The organism is Fulvivirga sp. M361, assembly GCF_007097395.1.
In the GTDB taxonomy this organism is placed as follows: Bacteria; Bacteroidota; Bacteroidia; order Cytophagales; family Cyclobacteriaceae; genus Fulvivirga.
The window spans coordinates 80,659-100,698 of sequence record NZ_VKDC01000004.1; the positions used below are offsets into that span (position 1 = coordinate 80,659).

Sequence of the window (20,040 nt, forward strand, 5' to 3'; positions counted from 1 at the left end):
AAAATTACTTCTTTTGGTGAAATAAGGTCAACCCGGCTATAGGGCTTTCTACAATATTTTTCACTATTATACCACGGTCATTGGCTACCTGCCTGAGTATGTTACTAAAGTAAAAAGCGACAGACCCGGAAAAATGGACCGGCACTTCATTGATCTGCGGATAATCCATTAAATTCTTGTCAAAAAAAGCGTTAAAGCCATCATACACCAAACGGTAACAGTACGGTTCTTTCAAATTTTGAAAAATGAAACGAGCAAAGCCAGCTAAAAACCTACCTGGCAACGCCTCCTGATACACTTTATATAAAATAACATCCCTATCCAGTTGAAATCGTTTTTCCAGTCGACGGGCTATTACGTCCGGCACATCATTTCTCAAATAATCCGCCATCAATATTTTTCCAAAATAAGCCCCGCTGCCTTCGTCTCCCAGGATATATCCCAGTGCTGACACATTATCAAGAATAATGTCACCATCATAAAAACAGGAATTAGCCCCGGTCCCCAATATACAAGCTATGCCACGGGCCGTACCGCATAATGCCCGTGCCACCCCAAGCATGTCGTCATGGATATTAATTTCCGCACGAGCGAAATGCTTTTCGAGTACAATATGGACTTGCTCACAATTGCTTTCTGAACCGCAGCCGGCCCCATAATAAAATATCTGCTCCACATCATCTCGCAAAAGGGACGAAGGCATTTGAGCAACTTCCTTATCCAGTTGCCTCAGGTCCTGATAGGTTGGATTGAATCCCAGGGTTTGATGCTGTTCTATAGTATTCTCTTTTGTGATCCAACGCCAATCCGTTTTAGATGCACCACTATCGGCAATTAAGATCATATAACTCGGTTCCGAAATATATCCATGTAGGTCAAAGCTGTAGAGTGTAAAAATATACAGTAGTATCGAAAAAACCAGCCCGGGGCTTTTATAGGCAAAAAATGATGCATCCCTTTTTGATTATACCAGGCGTCCAACTACTTCAAACTTTTGAAAAACGGTCTCCGTGTGCGGAGCATCTTTCAATTCGGCCGTAAGGTCCTGACCAGCCCAATGCTCATAATGTTTGCCGTCTCTCCAAAGTCTCGAGTCCGTCACCTCATATATAACTCCCTCATAGGCAACCCATACTTCTTCACGGTCCTGCCCGTTACGTAAGGCAAGTTGTTGTTGGGTATATAGGTTTGGCATGAAAATAGATTCTCTAAGACAACGAAGTCAAATGATTATAATCCTTTAGCACAGTATACAAAAACTTTACCGGTGGCATATCACTTTGCACGTTCAAATGAGCTTTCACCTTTTCTGTCACCGCTATTACCGGCCTGCTATTGGCCTGCTCTTTATTTACTCGTAATGCTTCCCTAATGATACTTATATCCTCATCACCTAAATGTTCAGCTTCCAAAAATACCGGTTGGTATTCATTATCCATGTTTTTGATCAGTTGATGCGACGTAACGTTCACATGGCCGCCAATTCTAACGACGGTGGTACCTGCAGCCATATCTCCCAGACGCTGGCCTTTATCACTTACTGCAATGATGATCACTGCTATAGCTCCTGAAAACAGGCCTATATCAATGGGCCGGAGTATCCAGCGCAAAATGTATCCTCCTAGTGTAGCCGGAGAGCCATCCAAACGAACCACTTTAATGTTCATCTGCTTTTTCCCCAGGCTCTGCCCGTTAAAAGCCACCTCACAGATCAAATGATAGAAAAAAACGGGGAGGTATGCCCCAATAAACAACCATTCAGTACCAATACCTGCCCTGGCCAGCGACCAGAAAACAGCAATCAGGTAAGCAATAGTAATGACGGAATCTATCAAAAAGGCCCCAATCCTGTCACCAATACCGGCTGTAGCATAATCTATGGCTACATTTTGGGTCGTTCTGATATTTACACTTTGCACACCGACTATTTTTCTATAAATTTCAAAAATAATAAGAAGCCTAAATAAACAACGGACATGCAGAAAGTTTTATACTCTTTATTCATTACTTGCCTTTTCTTTACCTCTTGTTCTACAGAAACAAAGGAAGAGGCCTCAGCCCCTACAGATGAGGAGCTAAAAACCAAAGCTTTAGAGTTGGCAAAAAAATTTATCATTACCGACGGACATATCGACTTACCCTACCGGCTTAAAGCCGCTGATTTTGATATCAATACAGACAAAGACGATATACTTTCCGTAGAAAAAGGTGATTTTGATTATGAACGCTGCAAGGCGGGCGGGCTGGACGCTCCCTTTATGTCGATCTATATCCCTGCTCGCTACCAGGTAACAGGCGGGGCAAAAGAATTGGCCGATACATTGATCAATATGGTAGAAAGTATCAGCGACGCTTTCCCCGACAAGTTTCAGGTAGCTGTTTCGCCAAAGCAAGTGCAGGAAAACTTCGAAAAGGGTATCATATCCTTACCTATGGGAATGGAAAACGGCGCTCCAATAGGTGATGACCTGGCTAACGTAGATTATTTCCATAAAAGGGGGATCAGGTACGTTACGCTTACTCATTCAAAAGATAACCTGATCTGTGACTCTTCTTATGACACTACCCGTACCTGGAACGGACTGAGCCCTTTTGGACGTGAAGTAGTAAAAGAAATGAATCGTGTAGGTATAATGGTAGATGTATCTCATATTTCAGACAGCACGTTTTACCAGGTAATGGAAATTGCAGAGGCTCCGGTAATTGCCTCTCATTCATCCTGCAGACATTTCACACCTGACTTTGAAAGAAACATGAGTGATGATATGATCACACTTTTGGGTGAAAAAGAAGGGGTAATACAAATTAATTTCGGATCTACTTTTATCGACTCGGCAGTGGCCGCCTACACCAATGAAACCAGGGGTAAACTGGCAAAAATGCTAAAAGAAGAAGGGCTCACCTTTGATGATTCAGCCGCCCAGGAAGTGATAGAAACATTTAGAACAGAATTCCCTAGCAAGTATTCAAATGTTCAGCGTGTTGCCGACCATATAGACCTGGTAGTGAAACTGGCCGGTATAGATCATGTAGGACTTGGATCTGACTTTGATGGAGTAGGCGACTCTCTTCCGGAGGGTCTGAAAGATGTTTCACACTATCCTAACCTGATCCATGAGCTGTTGAAAAGAGGGTATTCGGAAGAAGATATAGAAAAAATATGCTATAAAAATGTATTCCGGGTATGGAACGCGGTAGAAAAAGTAGCCCGGGAGAAGCAAAATTCTAACACCTGACTTTAGTAGAGATTCCCGGACCAACATTGAAAAGTGTGATTCCCGACGTGATGAACGCCGACAATACAACCCAATGACGAATGAAAGAAGCGGCCTTTGTAAAACAAAATCTTCAACGTTGGCAGGAATTCGAAAAATCCCTGGAAAAAGAAAACACACTTGGACCGGACCAACTCGCTGAGATATTTATCCAAATTACGGATGATCTCTCTTTTTCAAGGACACAGTACCCTAAGAGTGACACAACCAGGTACCTTAACAATCTGGCTTCAGGAGTGCACCTGGAGATTTACAAGAATAAGAAAGAGGATAAAAATCGTTTTATCACCTTCTGGAAACATGAATTACCCTTTCTTTTTAAGAGCGCACACCGCCAATTAGCCTATGCTTTCATCATTTTTTCTCTTGCTGCCGCAATGGGAGTGATATCGGTAGTAAATGATGAAAATTTTGTACGTCTTATCCTGGGTGATGGCTATGTTAATATGACGTTAGACAACATCGAAAAGGGTAATCCTCTCGGCGTATATGGCAAAACAAATGAAGCCGATATGTTTTTTGGTATCACGTTTAATAACATTAAAGTATCCTTTACCGCCTTTGCCGCTGGCCTTCTTATATCTATTGGCACCGGCTTTTTATTGTTTTATAATGGTTTAATGGTAGGAACTTTCTTTACTTTCCTGGCACAAAAAGGTTTTTTGGCGGACTCACTATTAATTGTAATGTTACATGGCACGCTTGAGCTTTCAGCCATCATTCTTGCAGGGGCGGCGGGCTTCGTTATGGGAAATAGCATTCTTTTTCCAGGAACTTACAGCAGGCTGGCATCATTCAAAAAAGGGGCTAAAAAGGGGCTAAAAATTGTGATGGGTCTCATGCCGGTTTTTATTATCGCAGGGTTTATCGAGTCATTTATAACGCGGTATACCTTTATGCACTGGTCCGTTAAGCTGGCGGTGGTGGCATTATCTGCTTTTTTTATCATTTATTATTTTATTTTTTATCCTATTAAACTTCATAAGGATGAGCGAAAACCCTAGCATCGAATACCATAAAACACGGGATTTCAGTAAAAAGATCAACGCCACCATAGAGTTTATCAAAGAGAATTTCAAGCCTCTTTTTAAAGCATTACTATATATCGCAGGACCTCCCGTTATACTCGGCAGTGTATTAATGTCGCAAATACTCGATCATTTCATGACCTTCATGACCATCACCGGCCAGGGAGGAGATGTAATAGACCCCAGTCAATTTCTGGAGCTGATACCACCAGCCCTTGGGGCCATGTTATTTTTGTTGATAGGAGGTACTGCACTGGTAGCTGTTGTGCATGATTATATGATTTTATACGAACAGCAAGGAAAAAATATCACGGTCCAGGAAGTCTGGGAACGGACCAAAAAGTCCTTTTGGAACGTGCTCAGCACAATGCTGCTATATGTTGTAGTACTTCTCCTCGTATATGCTGTCATATTGATACCAACCATTTTATTCTCTTTGGTTTCTCCGGCGCTCATGGTGTTGGGTATTTTCATTGCCTATGGAGGGGCCATTTACATGATCATTACCTTTTCACTACTTTTCGTAGTAAGGGCGTATGAAAGGGTCTCTTTTTTAAAGGCCATTTTCCGGTGCTTTGAACTGATCAAAGGAAAATGGTGGAGTACGTTTGGAGTGTTTTTTGTCACCAGTTTTGTTCAAAGCCTTATCTCCTCCATATTTTTTATTCCCTGGTACGTTATTTTTATCATTCAAATGCTTCATGAAACAGGCGCCACTGAATTTGGAGAGCCAGGTATAATAGCCCAGATAATTGGTGCGGCTTCTTTGCTTTTATATCTGGTCACCAGCTACCTGCTTTATTGCATTCCACTTATCGCCATTGCATTTCAATATTTTAACCTGGTTGAACGAAAAGAGTCCCGCGGGCTTATGGCAAAAATCGAATCATTTGGTACTTCTTCAACACAACATGATGAAGAGGAACATTATTAGCCTGGTATTGACCCTGTCTTTTTTCATTGTCAACAGCTATGGTCAGTTACCCTCTATTACGTATGACTCCATGCAAAGGGAATGGAGACCATACGATGCTGAAAAAATAGACGAATACAAATCAGACCCGGATTTTGATTATGGTAACCGGCCCGTCCCTGCGCAAAGCCTGTGGGACCGCTTCTTAGCCTGGTTGAATACGATAATAGGTAGAGCCATATACATGGGAACCACCACACCTATAGGCAAAATCCTGATCTATGTATTGATAGGAGCTATTATTATTTACGCATTGCTCAAACTATTTAAGGTGGACATCCGAAAGGCCTTTTTCAGCACCTCAGACTCTGGCGTATTGGCCCATGAAATTCATCATGAAAACATTCACCAAATGGATTTCGAACACCTTATTAAGGAAGCTATAAACAAAAATGAATTTAAACAGGCCATCAGGCTTATTTACCTCTTTGCTTTAAAACACCTGGCCGATCAACATATGATCCAGTGGCAACCTGGCAAGACAAATCATGATTATTTGGAAGAGTTAAAAGAAGAAAAGATAAAAAACGGCTTCAGCTCACTTAGCTTCTATTTTGAATATGCGTGGTATGGTGACTTCACAATCTCTAAAGATCTCTTTAGTGACATCCATGTCTTGTTTGAGTCATGGAAAAAGGAACTGCCTGAATGAAAAAAGACTTAAAATATATTATTTTCCTGGCAGCAGGGGCCCTTCTCTACATTGGCATAGAAGTCCTGTCTCCTAAACCTGTAGACTGGACAGTAACATTTTCTCACCGGGATAAAAACCCATTTGGCGCTTATCTTATTAATGAACGAATGCCTGACCTGTTTCCTTCCAATGACATCAAAAACGTTAACCTCACGCTGTACGAATTACAAGATTCTACTCCTGAGAATGTACTGATACTGGCCTCTACCTTTAGTCCTACTGAAGAAGATGTGACTTCCTTACTGGAAATGGTGCATGATGGTGCTAATGTGTTTATTGCTGCCGAATATTTTTCAGGGACCTTTTCAGACAGTCTGAAACTGGCCAGCAAGGATTATTTTTTTAATGAAAACTTAATGGAAAACATCATCCAAAGTGATACGGCTAAACTCCATTTTGTGAATACAGGTATTACCTCATCAGGATATAGCTATCGCAGAAATAATACGCACAACTATTTTTCCAGCTTCGATACAGTTCGCACCAGCGTTTTGGCCCTTAATGACCTGGATGAAGCGGTATTTATACAATCAAAATGGGGAGCAGGAAACTTTTACCTATGTACCACCCCTCTGGCATTTACCAATAACTACTTACTTTTCGAGGAAAACAATGAGTTTACAAGTAAAACTCTTTCGCATTTACCGAAAAAAGACCTGTTCTGGACCGAATATTACCAGCTAGGCAGAATGGAAGCCCAAACGCCACTACGTTTTATCTTGACATCAGAACCTTTGAAATGGGGATACTACATCGCTATTTTATCTCTGTTGCTGTTCATTCTGTTTGAAACCAAGCGAAAGCAACGTATTATACCTATTATTACTCCTTTAGGGAATACTACCCTGGAATTTGTAGGTACCATAAGCAACCTGTACTTCTATAAAAAAGACCACCGAAGCATCGCCGAGAAAAGGATCAATTTTTTTATGGATCAACTCAGATCAACCTATCGCTTATCGTATAGTGAGGGCGGCGAAAGCTGGTTGGAAAGCGTAGCCGGTAAAACGGGTAAGCCCGTAGAAGACATTAATGACCTCTTCAATCTTATACAGCAGATAAGAAGTAAGCCCCAAATTACTGAACAAGCGTTAAAAGAACTGAATAATAAAATGGATGATCTTAATTTAGCCTAAATATGGAAAACGACGAGTTATTCAAAAGCCGGGTGGACCTGTCTGCCCTGAAGCAAAGTGTAGATAGTATTAAGCAGGAAATAGGGAAAGTAATTGTCGGTCAGGATAAAATGATCGATCTGCTGATCGTTTCTATCTTAGCGGATGGGCACGTGTTGCTGGAAGGAGTGCCCGGAGTAGCTAAAACCTTAACTGCCAAGCTTATCAGCAAAGTGATTGATGCTGATTTTTCACGTATCCAGTTCACTCCTGACCTTATGCCGTCAGATGTACTCGGCACATCAGTATTCAATTTAAAAAGTTCAGAGTTTACGTTCAAACGGGGTCCCATTTTCTCAAACATTTTATTAATAGATGAAATAAACCGTGCCCCCGCAAAAACACAATCTGCACTTTTTGAAGTAATGGAAGAACGACAGGTAACAGTAGATGGCAAAACCTACACTATGGATGAGCCCTACCTGGTAGTAGCCACGCAAAACCCAATAGAACAGGAAGGTACTTACAGGCTGCCGGAAGCTCAACTGGACAGGTTCTTATTCAAGATCGAAGTAAATTACCCTAACCTGGACGAAGAGATACTGATCCTCAAAGGCCATCATGAACGAAGGAAAAAAGAAGAGCTTAGCCGTATTGATATCGTTTTAACCAGAGATCAGATCAAGGATTATCGTGCTAAGGTGCATGAACTTCATGTGGACGAAAACCTCATGCAGTACATCGCAAAAATTGTGCATGAAACACGAAATAGTCCTAACCTCTATCTGGGCGCCTCACCACGGGCTTCTATTGCTATTCTCCAAAGCGCCAAGGCTTTTGCAGGTGTCCAGGGAAGAGATTTTATTAACCCTGAAGATATAAAGTTTGTTGCAAAACCAGTGTTACGCCACCGGGTGATCCTCACCCCTGAAAAAGAAATGGAAGGACAGTCTGTTGATGATATTATTGACCAAACTATCGAAAAGATAGAAATCCCCCGATGATTCGTTTCTTAAAAAAGTTGTATTTCAATGAGCGGTTTTTCCAGGTCATCATCGGGATCGTACTACTTTTCATTTTTTCTTACTTCTTTCCATGGACTTTACCTATCGTCAAGCTGCTTTTCTTCAGCTTAGTGGCACTCACATTCATTGACGGCTTAAGGCTTTTTCGCGTTAAGAAAGGCATAGCAGGACAAAGAAGTACACCTGACAAACTTTCCAACGGTGACATAAATGAGATCGCCATACAACTCAAAAACTACTACACGTTTAACATCGAGCTTAATATTGTTGATGAGATACCACACCAATTTCAAATCAGGGACCACCATCACAACATCCTACTGGCAGCTGGTCAGGAACAGTCATTAGCCTATGGCCTCCGGCCTGTTAAAAGAGGCGAGTATTCTTTCGGTGCATTAAATATCTACGCAAAAACCAGTTTAGGTCTTATTTCCCGCAGATTCCGTTTTTCTGAAAATAAAATGGTGCCTGTATACCCCTCTTACATTCAAATGAGGAAGTATGAACTTATGGCCATTTCAAACCGACTGACTGAAGCAGGAATAAAAAAGATCCGACGAATAGGCAATAACCTGGAGGTAGAATCCATCAAAGAGTACATCACCGGGGACGATTATCGAACGATCAACTGGAAGGCTACGGCACGGAAAGGCGAATTGATGGTAAACAACTACCAGGATGAAAAATCGCAACAAGTCTACACACTCATTGACAAAAGCAGAACAATGCAAATGCCTTTCGAAGGACTTAGTTTGCTCGATTATGCTATTAATGCCAGTCTGGTCATTTCAAATATTGCTGTAAGAAAAGAGGACAAAGCGGGCCTGATCACCTTTCAGCACAAAGTAGGTACTATTTTACCTGCCAGCAGGAGAAGCAAGCAGATGCAATTGATTTTGGAAGGACTTTACAATCAAAAAACGGCATTTAAAGAAGCTGATTTTTTCAGATTATACGCTGCGGTGAAAAGAAAGATCACACAGCGAAGTTTATTGCTGCTCTTTACCAACTTTGAGACACTTTCAGGCATGTACAGACAACTCCCCTACCTGAAAAATATGGCAAAATCGCACCTGCTGGTGGTTATATTCTTCAGAAACACCGAACTCGACGAGCTACTGTCATCGAAAGCTCAGAGTACAAAGAAAATTTACCGGAAGGCTATTGCCGAAAAACTTTCCTATGAGAAGCACCAGATCGTAAAGGAATTAAACAACCACGGAATTCAGAGCATTTTAACAGCCCCACAGCACCTTACCATAAATACCATTAACAAATACCTGGAGTTGAAGGCAAGGGGGTTTATATAATGCCCTTTACTCCAATGTTCAAAATCTACCGAACTTGAGTGTCATAAAATAATTCAGGTTTTCGAAATCATCTGCATCGGAAAACTCCAGGTCCAGGTCTTGTGTAAAGCGCTTGCTTACTCCCAGGGCTATTCTGAAATGACGCGCTACATTTAATTCGGCTGCTATACCCGGCTCCACATACCAAAAAACATCATCTTCAATGATCTCTTCCGGTGAATCTTGTTGACCCGGGTTTTGATTATTTGAGTCATCCTCCTCCCAGTCATCGTGAAAGCCCAGCCAGCCTGCGCCACCGGAAATCGGAAAAGTGACATGGATCAATTCATTAGAGAAAAATATCGGCTCCAGAAACATTCCTCCATAGCCTCCTAACAATATCCCGTTTCTGTCAGGTCTCACATTATCAAATTCAGCAGTGGGTACTACACCATGTCCTTCCACTCCTATCGCCAGACTTCGATTAATGATCCAACCACCCCTAAATCCTGCTAGTATGAGGCTTTCATTCATAAATTCAGACCCTCGAAAAGAGACGGCGCCAAACCCACCGGAATGGTAATGACTCCGCGAAATAGTTTTAATTTCGCCATTATTCCAGCGTTTCGATGTTCTGTGATGTACATAAACTACATCCTCCTCGTCACGCTCATCCTCATCTTGTGCCAAAAGTGGTAGTGTGATGATCAAAGCAAATAAAATAGTAAAGAATGATTTCATATAATTATCCGTTAAAAAGAACAGCTAAAATTCCTGGTTTTAGCAATTTACCCCTGGTTACAAAGCACCGTACTTTTGTAATCATAAAATTATCAGCACTCTAGTAACTAAACTTTTACAAAAGACATCGACTGATCAAAAAGGTTTCCACGCACCGTCGCATTTCTTAAAGAAAAAGACAAGACCATTAACATAATGATCCCTTTTATTTATCTGTAGAATCCTATTAATTGCAGGACATATGTTAGGATGGTTCAAAAAGAAAGATAAGAAAGACAAATTACCTCAGCTCATGGATCTGAATAGCAATCCTATACAAGCAGGTGATATAGTGGAGGCATTGAGGTATGACCTGGGGAGATGTGAACTTATCCTGGTGAATGAGCAATTTCTATACAGGTCCATTGAAAGTGGAAAAGAAGTCAGCTGGCTGAAAATGATAGATGCATCTACAGATAATCAAAAAGTCAAAAAAGTAGAGGATTAAACCTGGCTTATGCCTGGTGTTTGCAGGTATCAATTTTATTCGATGCTTTAGCGACCAGTTAGCAGTCAACAACAAGCGGTAGACAAAATTTTATGACACACTATTGTCGACTATTTTTGCCAACTGCCCGTCTTGTTATCCGATTGGCCGTTATGTTCAGCGCAAATGATGATTGAAAATACAGACAATGATGACATAGCGAAAGCCATAATCTTTTAATGGTCAATAACAGGGTACATTTTGCCACTAACAAGACTTCTATGACTAACCTGTAGGTATACAGCCATTTTGAATTTTGATTCTCAAAGCTTATACCATAACTTTGCGCCAATTTATGCCTAAGCCATTTTCACCACTTAGAACACAATCACTACCAAATGCCAAGAGATAGAAGTATCCGGTCCATACTGATCATTGGAAGCGGACCTATAGTAATCGGCCAAGCATGCGAATTCGATTATGCAGGATCACAAGCTGCCCGTTCACTCAGAGAAGAGGGTATTGAAGTTACTCTAATTAATTCTAATCCGGCCACCATCATGACGGACCCGGTGACAGCCGATAACGTCTATTTAAGGCCGTTGACCAAACAGTCTATCCGGGAGATCCTCGAAAGACACCATATAGATGCTGTACTTCCTACTATGGGTGGCCAAACAGCGCTTAACCTGGCTATCGACTGTGACAAAGCCGGTATATGGAACCACTACGGGGTCAAGATGATTGGTGTTGATATCAATGCCATTGAAACCACTGAAGACCGTGAAAAGTTTCGACTGAAAATGCACGAGATCGGTGTAGGTGTTTGTAAGGGTGAAACTGCTACGTCTTTTCTCCAGGGTAAAGAAATTGCACAGGAAATTGGATTCCCGCTTGTGATCAGACCTTCATTTACACTAGGTGGGTCTGGTGGTGGTTTTGTCAACCATCCGGATGAATTCGAAAAAGCGCTGACACATGGCCTGCATACTTCGCCTATCCATGAGGTACTGGTAGAGCAGAGTATATTAGGTTGGAAGGAGTATGAGTTAGAGTTACTACGTGATAATATAGGTAATATTATTATCATATGCTCTATTGAAAATTTCGACCCTATGGGCGTTCATACGGGTGATTCTATTACTGTGGCGCCCGCAATGACACTTCCGGATACTGTTTACCAGGAAATGCGGAACCTGGCAATACGAATGATGAATGCCATTGGCCAATTTGCCGGGGGCTGTAACGTTCAGTTCGCTGTAAACCCTGAAACAGATGAAATTATTGGTATAGAGATTAACCCCAGGGTATCACGATCATCTGCACTGGCCTCTAAGGCTACTGGATATCCTATTGCCAAAATAGCGGCAAAGCTGGCGATTGGGTATAACCTGGATGAATTAAAGAATGCTATCACAGGGACTACTTCAGCCTTTTTTGAACCTGCTATTGACTATGTGATCGTAAAAGTACCCCGTTGGAACTTCGACAAGTTCGAGGGGTCGGACCGACGTTTAGGTTTATCTATGAAGTCGGTTGGGGAAGCAATGGGGATTGGTCGCAACTTCCAGGAAGCGCTTCAAAAAGCCTGTCAATCCTTAGAGATCAAAAGAAACGGCTTAGGGGCAGATGGCAAAGAACTCACCAAGCAGGAAGACCTGCTTAAAAGCTTACAAAACCCTAGCTGGGACAGGCTTTTTCATGTTTATGATGCCTTTAAGTTAGGTATCCCATTTAAAACCATTCACAAGCTTAGCCGAATTGACAAATGGTTCCTTAATCAAATCGAGGAACTCATTTTACTGGAAAAAGAGATAGAAAAATATACGATTGACACCTTACCTGTGGAGCTGTTAAAAACAGCTAAAGAAAAGGGATACGCTGACAGGCAACTGGGCCACCTTTTGAAATGTTGGGAAAGCGTTGTCCATAAGAAGCGCAATGAGCTAGGCATCCGCAGGGTTTACAAGCAGGTAGATACTTGTGCTGCAGAATTTGAAGCCCAAACGCCCTACTACTATTCCACCTTTGCCAGGGAAAACGAATCCATTGTTTCCGATAAAAAGAAAATTGTAGTGTTGGGCTCTGGCCCTAACAGGATCGGGCAGGGGATAGAATTTGATTATTCTTGTGTACACGGTGTATTGGCGGCTAAAGAAAGTGGTTATGAGACCATCATGATCAATTGTAATCCCGAAACGGTATCTACAGACTTTGACATTGCCGACAAACTTTATTTCGAGCCTGTTTTCTGGGAACATATTTATGACATTATTGAGCATGAGAAACCTGAGGGGGTAATTGTACAACTGGGAGGGCAGACAGCATTGAAGCTGGCTGAAAAGCTTGAAAAAAATGGAATAAAAATAATAGGCACGTCCTTCGAAGCACTTGATCTTGCAGAAGATCGTGGCAGCTTTTCTTCCCTGCTGAAAGAAAATGATATCCCTTACCCTGAATTCGGAGTAGCCGAAGATGCTGAGACAGCGGTGGAACTGTCTAAAGATATTGGTTTCCCACTGCTGGTACGACCTTCTTATGTGCTGGGCGGACAAAGTATGAAAATTGTGATTAATGAACAGGAACTCGAATCACATATAATAGACATACTCAAGAAAATACCGGGAAACAAAGTATTACTGGACCACTTCCTGGAAGGAGCCATTGAAGCAGAAGCAGATGCTATTTGTGATGGAGAGAATGTATACATCATTGGTATCATGCAGCACATAGAGCCAGCAGGTATTCATAGCGGTGACTCCTATGCGGTGCTTCCACCTTATAATCTTGGTGATTTAGTAATAAAACAGATAGAAACGTATACGGAAAAGATCGCTTTAGCCTTAAAGACGGTGGGTCTGATCAATATTCAATTTGCTATTAAAGACGACAAAGTCTATATCATAGAAGCAAATCCACGGGCTTCGCGCACAGTACCTTTTATTTGCAAAGCCTACGAGGAGCCTTATGTCAACTACGCTGTGAAGGTAATGCTGGGTGAAAAGAAAGTGACAGATTTCGACTTTAATCCAAAGAAAAGCGGCTATGCTATCAAGGAACCTGTGTTTTCTTTTAATAAATTCCCTAATGTAAACAAAGAATTAGGCCCTGAAATGAAATCTACAGGTGAAGCAATCTATTTTATCAAAGACTTAATGGATGATTATTTTATGAAAATCTATTCTGAACGAAACCTATACCTCAGTAAGTAAGTTATATTAGTTATGCTGAAGTTTTTATTGTTTATCGGGCTGTTTGGCTACCTGCTTTTCAAAGGTTTGGGAATCTTTTTCCGCGTATTGACAGGAGGCCCGGCCAGCCATAAGGGCAGTTACAACGGATATGGCGAACCCCAAAAACCAAGAGATGGGAATTTGAACGTTGACTATGTTCCGAATAAAACCGATAAACAGGGTAAAAAATTTAAAGGTGGTGAATATGTAGATTACGAAGAGGTAAATTAATCATCCATAGATAAATCAAAGTGAGCCCCTTCCCCACCGGTAGGGGCTTATTATTTTAACCATGACCACACTCCATTTCCACAAGTATCAAGCCACTGGCAACGACTTCATTATGGTAGACAACCGTGATGGAAACTATCAGTTCACCAAGGACCAGATCAGTCATCTTTGTGATAGAAAGTTTGGTATAGGCTCTGATGGACTGGTATTGATACAGCCGCACCCGGATTACGACTTTGAAATGGTATTCTACAACCCTGACGGTAGCCAAAGTCTGTGCGGCAACGGTAGCAGGTGCGCTGTAAATTTTGCCAAAATGCTTGGCATGATCCCAAATACCTTCACTACATTCATGGCCTTTGACGGGCCTCATGAAGCCGAAATTCTTACTAATGGTTCAGTAAGACTCAAGATGTCAGATGTACAAAATGTCATGGTTTTACCGGATGGTATGTTTGTTGATACTGGCTCTCCGCATCTAATGAAATATGTATCCCGCATAAGTAACTACCCGGTATTTGAAGAAGGGAAGGTACTTCGCAACAAAGGGCCACAACAAGATGCAGGAGTAAACGTAAACTTTGTAGAAATAGCAGACAATAACACCATAGAGGTAAGAACGTATGAAAGAGGTGTTGAGAATGAAACCCTTTCATGTGGCACTGGTGTAACGGCCGCCGCTATTTCAGCAAGTCATAAAGGATTGCAAAGCCCTGTCAGAGTTAATACGCGAGGAGGCCGGTTAAACGTAGCGTATGAAAAGCACGATCATAACCATTACACGGACATTTTCCTTACCGGACCGGCTATACCGGTGTTCAACGGTAAGATAGAAATCCACGTGTAGTTAGATCGCATTATTAGTAAAAAACGGCTTAACTTTAAGCCTGCTGAACCATTAGAAATAAGCTCAGAAAGATGTTAAAATTCATTACCAAGGTCTTAGGTACAAAATCAGACAAGGACATCAAAAAAATGATGCCCGTCGTGGAGCAAATCAATGCAGAGTATGCTCAAATGAGCAGCTTAAGCAATGATGAAGTTCGCGGCAAAACGCAATCGGTTATAGATACTATTAACGAAGCATTGCGGTCTATTGACGAGCAAATAGAAGCGCTGCATCAGAAAGTAGCAGATAATCCGGACCTGGACATCAACGAGAAAGAACTTGCGTTTTCCCAAATCGATAAGCTGGAAGAAGACAGGAATGAAGAGCTGGAAAAAGTGCTGAAAAAAGTGCTCCCGGTCACTTTTGCCATTGTCAAAGAAACTGCCCGGCGATTTAAGGAAAATGAGAAAGTAGTGGTCACTGCCACTATGCAGGATAAGATATTTGCAGCGGAAAAATCCCATGTCGAATTAGATGGCGAACAGGCCATATGGCATAATAAATGGGAAGCTGCCGGCAACGAAATTACCTGGGAAATGCTGCATTACGATGTGCAGCTTATCGGTGGTATGGTACTTCATAATGGTATTATAGCTGAGATGGCCACAGGGGAAGGAAAGACCCTGGTAGCCACATTACCTGCCTTTCTTAATGCACTGGCGAAACGTGGAGTACACATTGTCACTGTAAATAACTACCTGGCCACTCGTGATAGCGAATGGATGGCACCTATATTTGAGTTTCATGGCCTTAAAGTGGACTGTATCGACAAATATGAACCTAACTCAGATGAAAGGAGAAAGGCTTATATGGCGGACGTCACTTATGGCACTAACAACGAATTTGGTTTTGATTACTTACGTGACAATATGGCACGTGATCCGGAAGAGCTGGTACAACGAAAGCATCATTATGCTATGGTGGATGAAGTGGATTCCGTATTAATTGATGAAGCAAGGACACCCCTGATCATATCCGGGCCTATCCCTAAAGGCGGTGATCATGAGTTTTATGATCTTAAGCCCAGAATTGCCAAATTGGTAGAAGCCCAGAAGAAGATCGTACAGCAATACCTGGTAGAAGCAAAAAAACTTTTTGGTGAAGGCGACGAAAAAGAAGGAGGCCTACCTCTTTTCAGAGCGTATCGCGGATTACCCAAGCATAAGCCTCTGATTAAATTTTTGAGTGAGACAGGCATTCGCCAATCACTTCAAAAAACAGAAAATTTCTACCTGCAGGACAATCAGAAAATGATGCCTGAAGCTGATGAACCTCTTTTCTTCACTATAGACGAAAAACAGAACAGCATAGAGCTCACAGAAAAAGGCATAGATCTTATCACCGGTGAAGGTGAAGATCCTAATTTCTTTATTATGCCTGACATTGGTATGGAAATAGCGAGCCTTGAAAAAGACGAAGGGCTAAGTGATGAGGAAAAATTGAAGAAAAAAGATGAACTTACACGCGATTATTCTGTAAAATCTCAACGCATACATTCGGTAAACCAGTTACTCAAGGCATATACCTTATTCGAAAAAGATACCGAATATATCCTGGTAGATAGTAAAGTCAAAATTGTTGATGAGCAGACCGGTCGTGTGATGGAAGGCAGAAGGTATTCAGACGGCCTTCACCAGGCTATTGAGGCCAAGGAAAATGTTAAGGTAGAAGACGCTACCCAAACCTACGCTACCATCACATTACAGAATTACTTCCGTATGTATCATAAACTGGCCGGGATGACCGGAACAGCTGAAACAGAAGCCGGAGAGTTTTGGGAGATCTACAAACTTGATGTGATTACCATCCCCACCAACCGGCCTATTGCCAGGAATGACGACCAGGACATGGTCTACAAAACCATGCGTGAGAAATTTAATGCTGTAGTGGAAGAAATAGTAAAGCTCACCGGAGCAGGACAACCTGTGCTGGTAGGTACTACTTCTGTTGAAATATCGGAGTTGCTCAGCAGGATGCTCAATATTCGTAAAATCAAACACCAGGTATTGAATGCAAAACAGCACCAGAGAGAGGCAGAGGTGGTCTCTGAGGCTGGTAAGCCAGGCACGGTTACCATAGCCACCAACATGGCTGGACGTGGTACGGATATTAAGCTTACAAAAGAATCTAAAGATGCCGGCGGACTAGCCATCATAGGTACGGAACGTCATGAATCACGTAGAGTAGACCGACAGCTAAGAGGTCGTTCAGGGCGTCAGGGTGATCCTGGCTCTTCTCAGTTCTTTGTGTCTCTGGAAGATAACCTGATGCGTATGTTCATGCCGGAACGTATCTCTAAGATCATGGACCGCCTGGGGCTCCAGGAGGGGGAGGTAATCTCACACTCTATGGTAACAAAATCCATAGAACGGGCGCAGAAAAAGGTAGAGGAGAACAACTTTGGCACTCGAAAACGTCTGCTGGAGTATGATGATGTGATGAACTCCCAACGTGAGGTGATCTACAAACGAAGAAGGAATGCACTCTATGGTGAAAGGCTTCAGCTTGATATCATGAATATGCTGTTTGATACCTGTGAAGATATTGTGGCCAACACCAAAGGCCTCGATAACTTCGAAAGTTTCAAACTCACCACATTAGGGGTATTAGGGATGGATTATGAGATCGATAAGAGTGGTTTTGAAGCTATTAGTGAGCAAGAACTTAGTGTAAAACTATACGAGGAAGCACTGGCCCATTATGGGAGGAAAAACAAAGACATTGCCCAAAAGTCGTTTCCCATCATTAAGGACATAGAAGAAACCCGTGGCGCAACCATAGAAAATATATTAGTGCCTTTTACAGATGGTAAAAGACAGATGGGTGTTTCTGCTAACCTCAAAAAATGTGTAGCTTCTGAAAACGATGAATTGATTGTGGCCATGGAAAAAATGGTAACGCTGGGATTCATAGATAAGCTCTGGAAAGACCACCTCAGGGAAATGGATGATCTGAAGCAAAGTGTTCAAAATGCTGTATATGAGCAAAAAGACCCTTTATTAATCTACAAATTTGAGGGTTTTGAACTTTTTAAAAGATTCATTGCCAAAGTAAACGAGGAAACAATCTCATTTTTGATGAAATCCTTTCTACCGGTGCAGGAGTCACAGGAAGTCCAGGAAGCAAGGTCCAGGAGAAGGCAAAAATTACAGGAGAAAAAAGACGAATCCCGTTCACTGTTAAGTGGTGGAAGCCCTCAAACCAACAGGCCACCCGCAGAAAAAACCATGCCTGTAAAATCTGATAAGATCTTTGGGCGTAACGACCGTGTAACCGTACAATATATGGATGGCACTCTCAAAAAAGACGTAAAGTTCAAAATAGTAGAGGAGGACATAAAGAGCAACAAATGTGTCATGGTAGAGGATTAAACATATGAAGCAATTCCATCTCGTACTTTTCGTTGTTTTAGGTATTTTAGCGGCATGTTCTCCGGGGGTTTTACCAACTTCCTATGATGATGAGCGTTATAAAGAAGATTTGTCCTATCTAAGACCCATTTACACTGATACTGCTGAAACGGTATCATCAGAGGAAACTGCAAACACCTCTGACTACAGCACAATTGAGCCTGAATACGATGTAACTGATGAGCTCAACACCATTTTAGATAGCATTGATGTACTGAGAAGTGACGTGCACTACATCGATGGATATACCATCCAGGTTTATGCCGGGCACGACAGTGAAGAAGCCACAATAGCTCGTGGTAAAGTATATAGTGTACTGCCTGGGTCCGCGCCTTCTCTAAAATTTGAAGAACCTAATTTTAAGGTAAAAGTGGGTAAATACTATTCACGCCTGGAAGCCCAGAAGGACTACTCTCTGATAAAGGCCAGGTTTTCTTCAGCACTTATCATTCCTCAAAGAATATATATAGATTAATCATTTTGAAAGACAAGATCCATCAACTCGCCAGGGAAAATGCAGGAGAAATAATTGCTGTTCGCCGACACCTTCACGCACATCCGGAGCTCTCTTATCAGGAGCATAAAACAGCGGCATATGTAGCCGAGCAGTTAAAAGCGATGGGTATCACTCCGAAAGAAGGTGTGGCCGAAACAGGTTTAACCGCAACCATTGAAGGCAAAAACCCCACGAGCAAAGTGGTGGCGCTACGCGCAGATCTTGATGCACTACCTATCACTGAGGTGAATGATGTACCGTATAAATCTAAAAATGAAGGTATAATGCATGCCTGCGGCCATGATGTACACACATCCTCTTTACTTGGTACCGCAAGAATTTTAAGTGCCCTGACAGAAGAGTTTGAAGGCACGGTAAAATTACTTTTTCAGCCAGGTGAAGAGCAAAACCCAGGAGGTGCTTCTCTCATGATCAAAGCTGGCGCCCTGGAAAATCCTACGCCCACGGCCATACTCGGCCAGCATGTAATGCCCCTGATACCTGTGGGGAAAGTAGGTTTCAGGCCTGGCATGTATATGGCCAGCGCAGATGAGATCTACATCACCATAAAAGGAAAAGGAGGGCACGGAGCAGCGCCGGAGCTAACTATTGATCCTGTGCTAATAGCTTCTCATGTTATTGTAGCACTTCAACAAGTAATTAGCAGGAATGCAAGCCCCAAAACCCCTACCGTACTTACTTTTGGCAAAGTAGCCGCAAATGGCGCTACAAATATCATCCCCCAGGAAGTAACCCTTGCCGGAACATTCAGAGCAATGAACGAGGAATGGCGTGCCAAAGCACACGACATTATCATCAATATGGTTAAAAATCTTACTGCCTCTATGGGTGGTGACTGCGATATTGAAATTGATAAGGGTTATCCTTACTTAGAAAACGATCCATCATTAACTGCACGATCCAGAGCAGCTGCTGAAGCTTATCTGGGCAAGGAAAATGTAGTTGATCTGGACCTGACTTTAGGGGCGGAAGATTTTGCCTATTATACACATGAGATGCCTGCCTGCTTCTACCGCCTGGGAACCCGCAATGAAAAAAAAGGCATCACTTCTTATGTACATACGCCTACTTTTGACATTGATGAGGACGCCTTGGAAGTAGGCACCGGGATGATGGCATGGCTAGCACTGGAAGAGCTACAACATTAGCAGTAA

General features: G+C 42.2%; 18 protein-coding genes. 14 read left to right on the plus strand and 4 right to left on the minus strand.

The window, feature by feature from the left end:
* Window positions 1-4: 4 nt before the first annotated feature.
* From FNH22_RS03960 to FNH22_RS03970, 3 genes are all read right to left on the minus strand, one after another.
* Window positions 5-844 (minus strand): N-acetylglucosamine kinase, encoded by an 840-nt coding sequence (locus FNH22_RS03960; RefSeq protein ID WP_143397041.1) that lies wholly within the window; start codon window positions 842-844, stop codon window positions 5-7.
* A gap of 120 nt (window positions 845-964) precedes the next feature.
* Window positions 965-1,195: a cytochrome b5 domain-containing protein gene (locus tag FNH22_RS03965; RefSeq protein ID WP_143397042.1), complete on the minus strand. Its 231-nt coding sequence runs from the start codon at window positions 1,193-1,195 to the stop codon at window positions 965-967.
* 13 nt (window positions 1,196-1,208) lie between these two features.
* Window positions 1,209-1,919, minus strand: coding sequence for an RDD family protein (locus FNH22_RS03970; protein WP_185154073.1), 711 nt, complete (start codon window positions 1,917-1,919; stop codon window positions 1,209-1,211).
* A gap of 57 nt (window positions 1,920-1,976) precedes the next feature.
* On the opposite strand from FNH22_RS03970, the gene FNH22_RS03975 reads away from it, so the two are divergent.
* The 7 genes from FNH22_RS03975 (at window position 1,977) to FNH22_RS04005 (ending at window position 9,420) form a co-directional block, all read left to right on the plus strand.
* Complete coding sequence (locus FNH22_RS03975; protein WP_143397044.1) at window positions 1,977-3,236, plus strand: dipeptidase; 1,260 nt, start codon at window positions 1,977-1,979, stop codon at window positions 3,234-3,236.
* An 80-nt stretch (window positions 3,237-3,316) separates the two neighbouring features.
* Window positions 3,317-4,279, plus strand: a complete 963-nt coding sequence (locus FNH22_RS03980; protein ID WP_143397045.1) for a stage II sporulation protein M — start codon at window positions 3,317-3,319, stop codon at window positions 4,277-4,279.
* Window positions 4,263-5,237: a hypothetical protein gene (locus FNH22_RS03985; RefSeq protein WP_143397046.1), complete on the plus strand. Its 975-nt coding sequence runs from the start codon at window positions 4,263-4,265 to the stop codon at window positions 5,235-5,237. The genes FNH22_RS03980 and FNH22_RS03985 overlap by 17 nt, the downstream gene beginning before the upstream one ends.
* Window positions 5,215-5,928 (plus strand): DUF4129 domain-containing protein, encoded by a 714-nt coding sequence (locus FNH22_RS03990; protein WP_143397047.1) that lies wholly within the window; start codon window positions 5,215-5,217, stop codon window positions 5,926-5,928. The genes FNH22_RS03985 and FNH22_RS03990 overlap by 23 nt, the downstream gene beginning before the upstream one ends.
* A complete protein-coding gene (locus FNH22_RS03995; RefSeq protein WP_143397048.1) occupies window positions 5,925-7,106 on the plus strand; it encodes a DUF4350 domain-containing protein in 1,182 nt (393 codons plus the stop codon). The genes FNH22_RS03990 and FNH22_RS03995 overlap by 4 nt, the downstream gene beginning before the upstream one ends.
* A gap of 2 nt (window positions 7,107-7,108) precedes the next feature.
* Window positions 7,109-8,089 (plus strand): MoxR family ATPase, encoded by a 981-nt coding sequence (locus FNH22_RS04000; RefSeq protein ID WP_143397049.1) that lies wholly within the window; start codon window positions 7,109-7,111, stop codon window positions 8,087-8,089.
* Window positions 8,086-9,420 (plus strand): DUF58 domain-containing protein, encoded by a 1,335-nt coding sequence (locus tag FNH22_RS04005; RefSeq protein ID WP_370513163.1) that lies wholly within the window; start codon window positions 8,086-8,088, stop codon window positions 9,418-9,420. Before FNH22_RS04000 ends, FNH22_RS04005 begins: the two co-directional genes overlap by 4 nt.
* 18 nt (window positions 9,421-9,438) lie before the next feature.
* Here FNH22_RS04005 and FNH22_RS04010 read toward each other — a convergent pair whose 3' ends face one another.
* Complete coding sequence (locus tag FNH22_RS04010; RefSeq protein WP_143397050.1) at window positions 9,439-10,140, minus strand: hypothetical protein; 702 nt, start codon at window positions 10,138-10,140, stop codon at window positions 9,439-9,441.
* Window positions 10,141-10,381: 241 nt separating this feature from the next.
* On the opposite strand from FNH22_RS04010, the gene FNH22_RS04015 reads away from it, so the two are divergent.
* The 7 genes from FNH22_RS04015 (at window position 10,382) to FNH22_RS04045 (ending at window position 20,034) form a co-directional block, all read left to right on the plus strand.
* Window positions 10,382-10,627 (plus strand): hypothetical protein, encoded by a 246-nt coding sequence (locus tag FNH22_RS04015; protein WP_143397051.1) that lies wholly within the window; start codon window positions 10,382-10,384, stop codon window positions 10,625-10,627.
* A gap of 377 nt (window positions 10,628-11,004) precedes the next feature.
* The gene (gene carB, locus FNH22_RS04020; protein ID WP_143397052.1) at window positions 11,005-13,818 is read left to right on the plus strand and encodes a carbamoyl-phosphate synthase large subunit; all 2,814 of its coding nucleotides are present in this window, start codon (window positions 11,005-11,007) and stop codon (window positions 13,816-13,818) included.
* Between the two features lie 12 nt (window positions 13,819-13,830).
* On the plus strand, window positions 13,831-14,070 hold the full coding sequence (locus FNH22_RS04025) for a DUF4834 domain-containing protein (RefSeq protein WP_143397053.1): 240 nt from the start codon (window positions 13,831-13,833) through the stop codon (window positions 14,068-14,070).
* A gap of 61 nt (window positions 14,071-14,131) precedes the next feature.
* On the plus strand, window positions 14,132-14,917 hold the full coding sequence (dapF, locus tag FNH22_RS04030) for a diaminopimelate epimerase (protein ID WP_143397054.1): 786 nt from the start codon (window positions 14,132-14,134) through the stop codon (window positions 14,915-14,917).
* A 71-nt stretch (window positions 14,918-14,988) separates the two neighbouring features.
* Window positions 14,989-18,330 (plus strand): preprotein translocase subunit SecA, encoded by a 3,342-nt coding sequence (gene secA, locus FNH22_RS04035; protein WP_143397055.1) that lies wholly within the window; start codon window positions 14,989-14,991, stop codon window positions 18,328-18,330.
* A 4-nt stretch (window positions 18,331-18,334) separates the two neighbouring features.
* Window positions 18,335-18,844: a hypothetical protein gene (locus FNH22_RS04040; RefSeq protein WP_143397056.1), complete on the plus strand. Its 510-nt coding sequence runs from the start codon at window positions 18,335-18,337 to the stop codon at window positions 18,842-18,844.
* A 2-nt stretch (window positions 18,845-18,846) separates the two neighbouring features.
* Window positions 18,847-20,034, plus strand: a complete 1,188-nt coding sequence (locus tag FNH22_RS04045) for a M20 family metallopeptidase (protein WP_370513166.1) — start codon at window positions 18,847-18,849, stop codon at window positions 20,032-20,034.
* Window positions 20,035-20,040 lie beyond the last annotated feature (6 nt).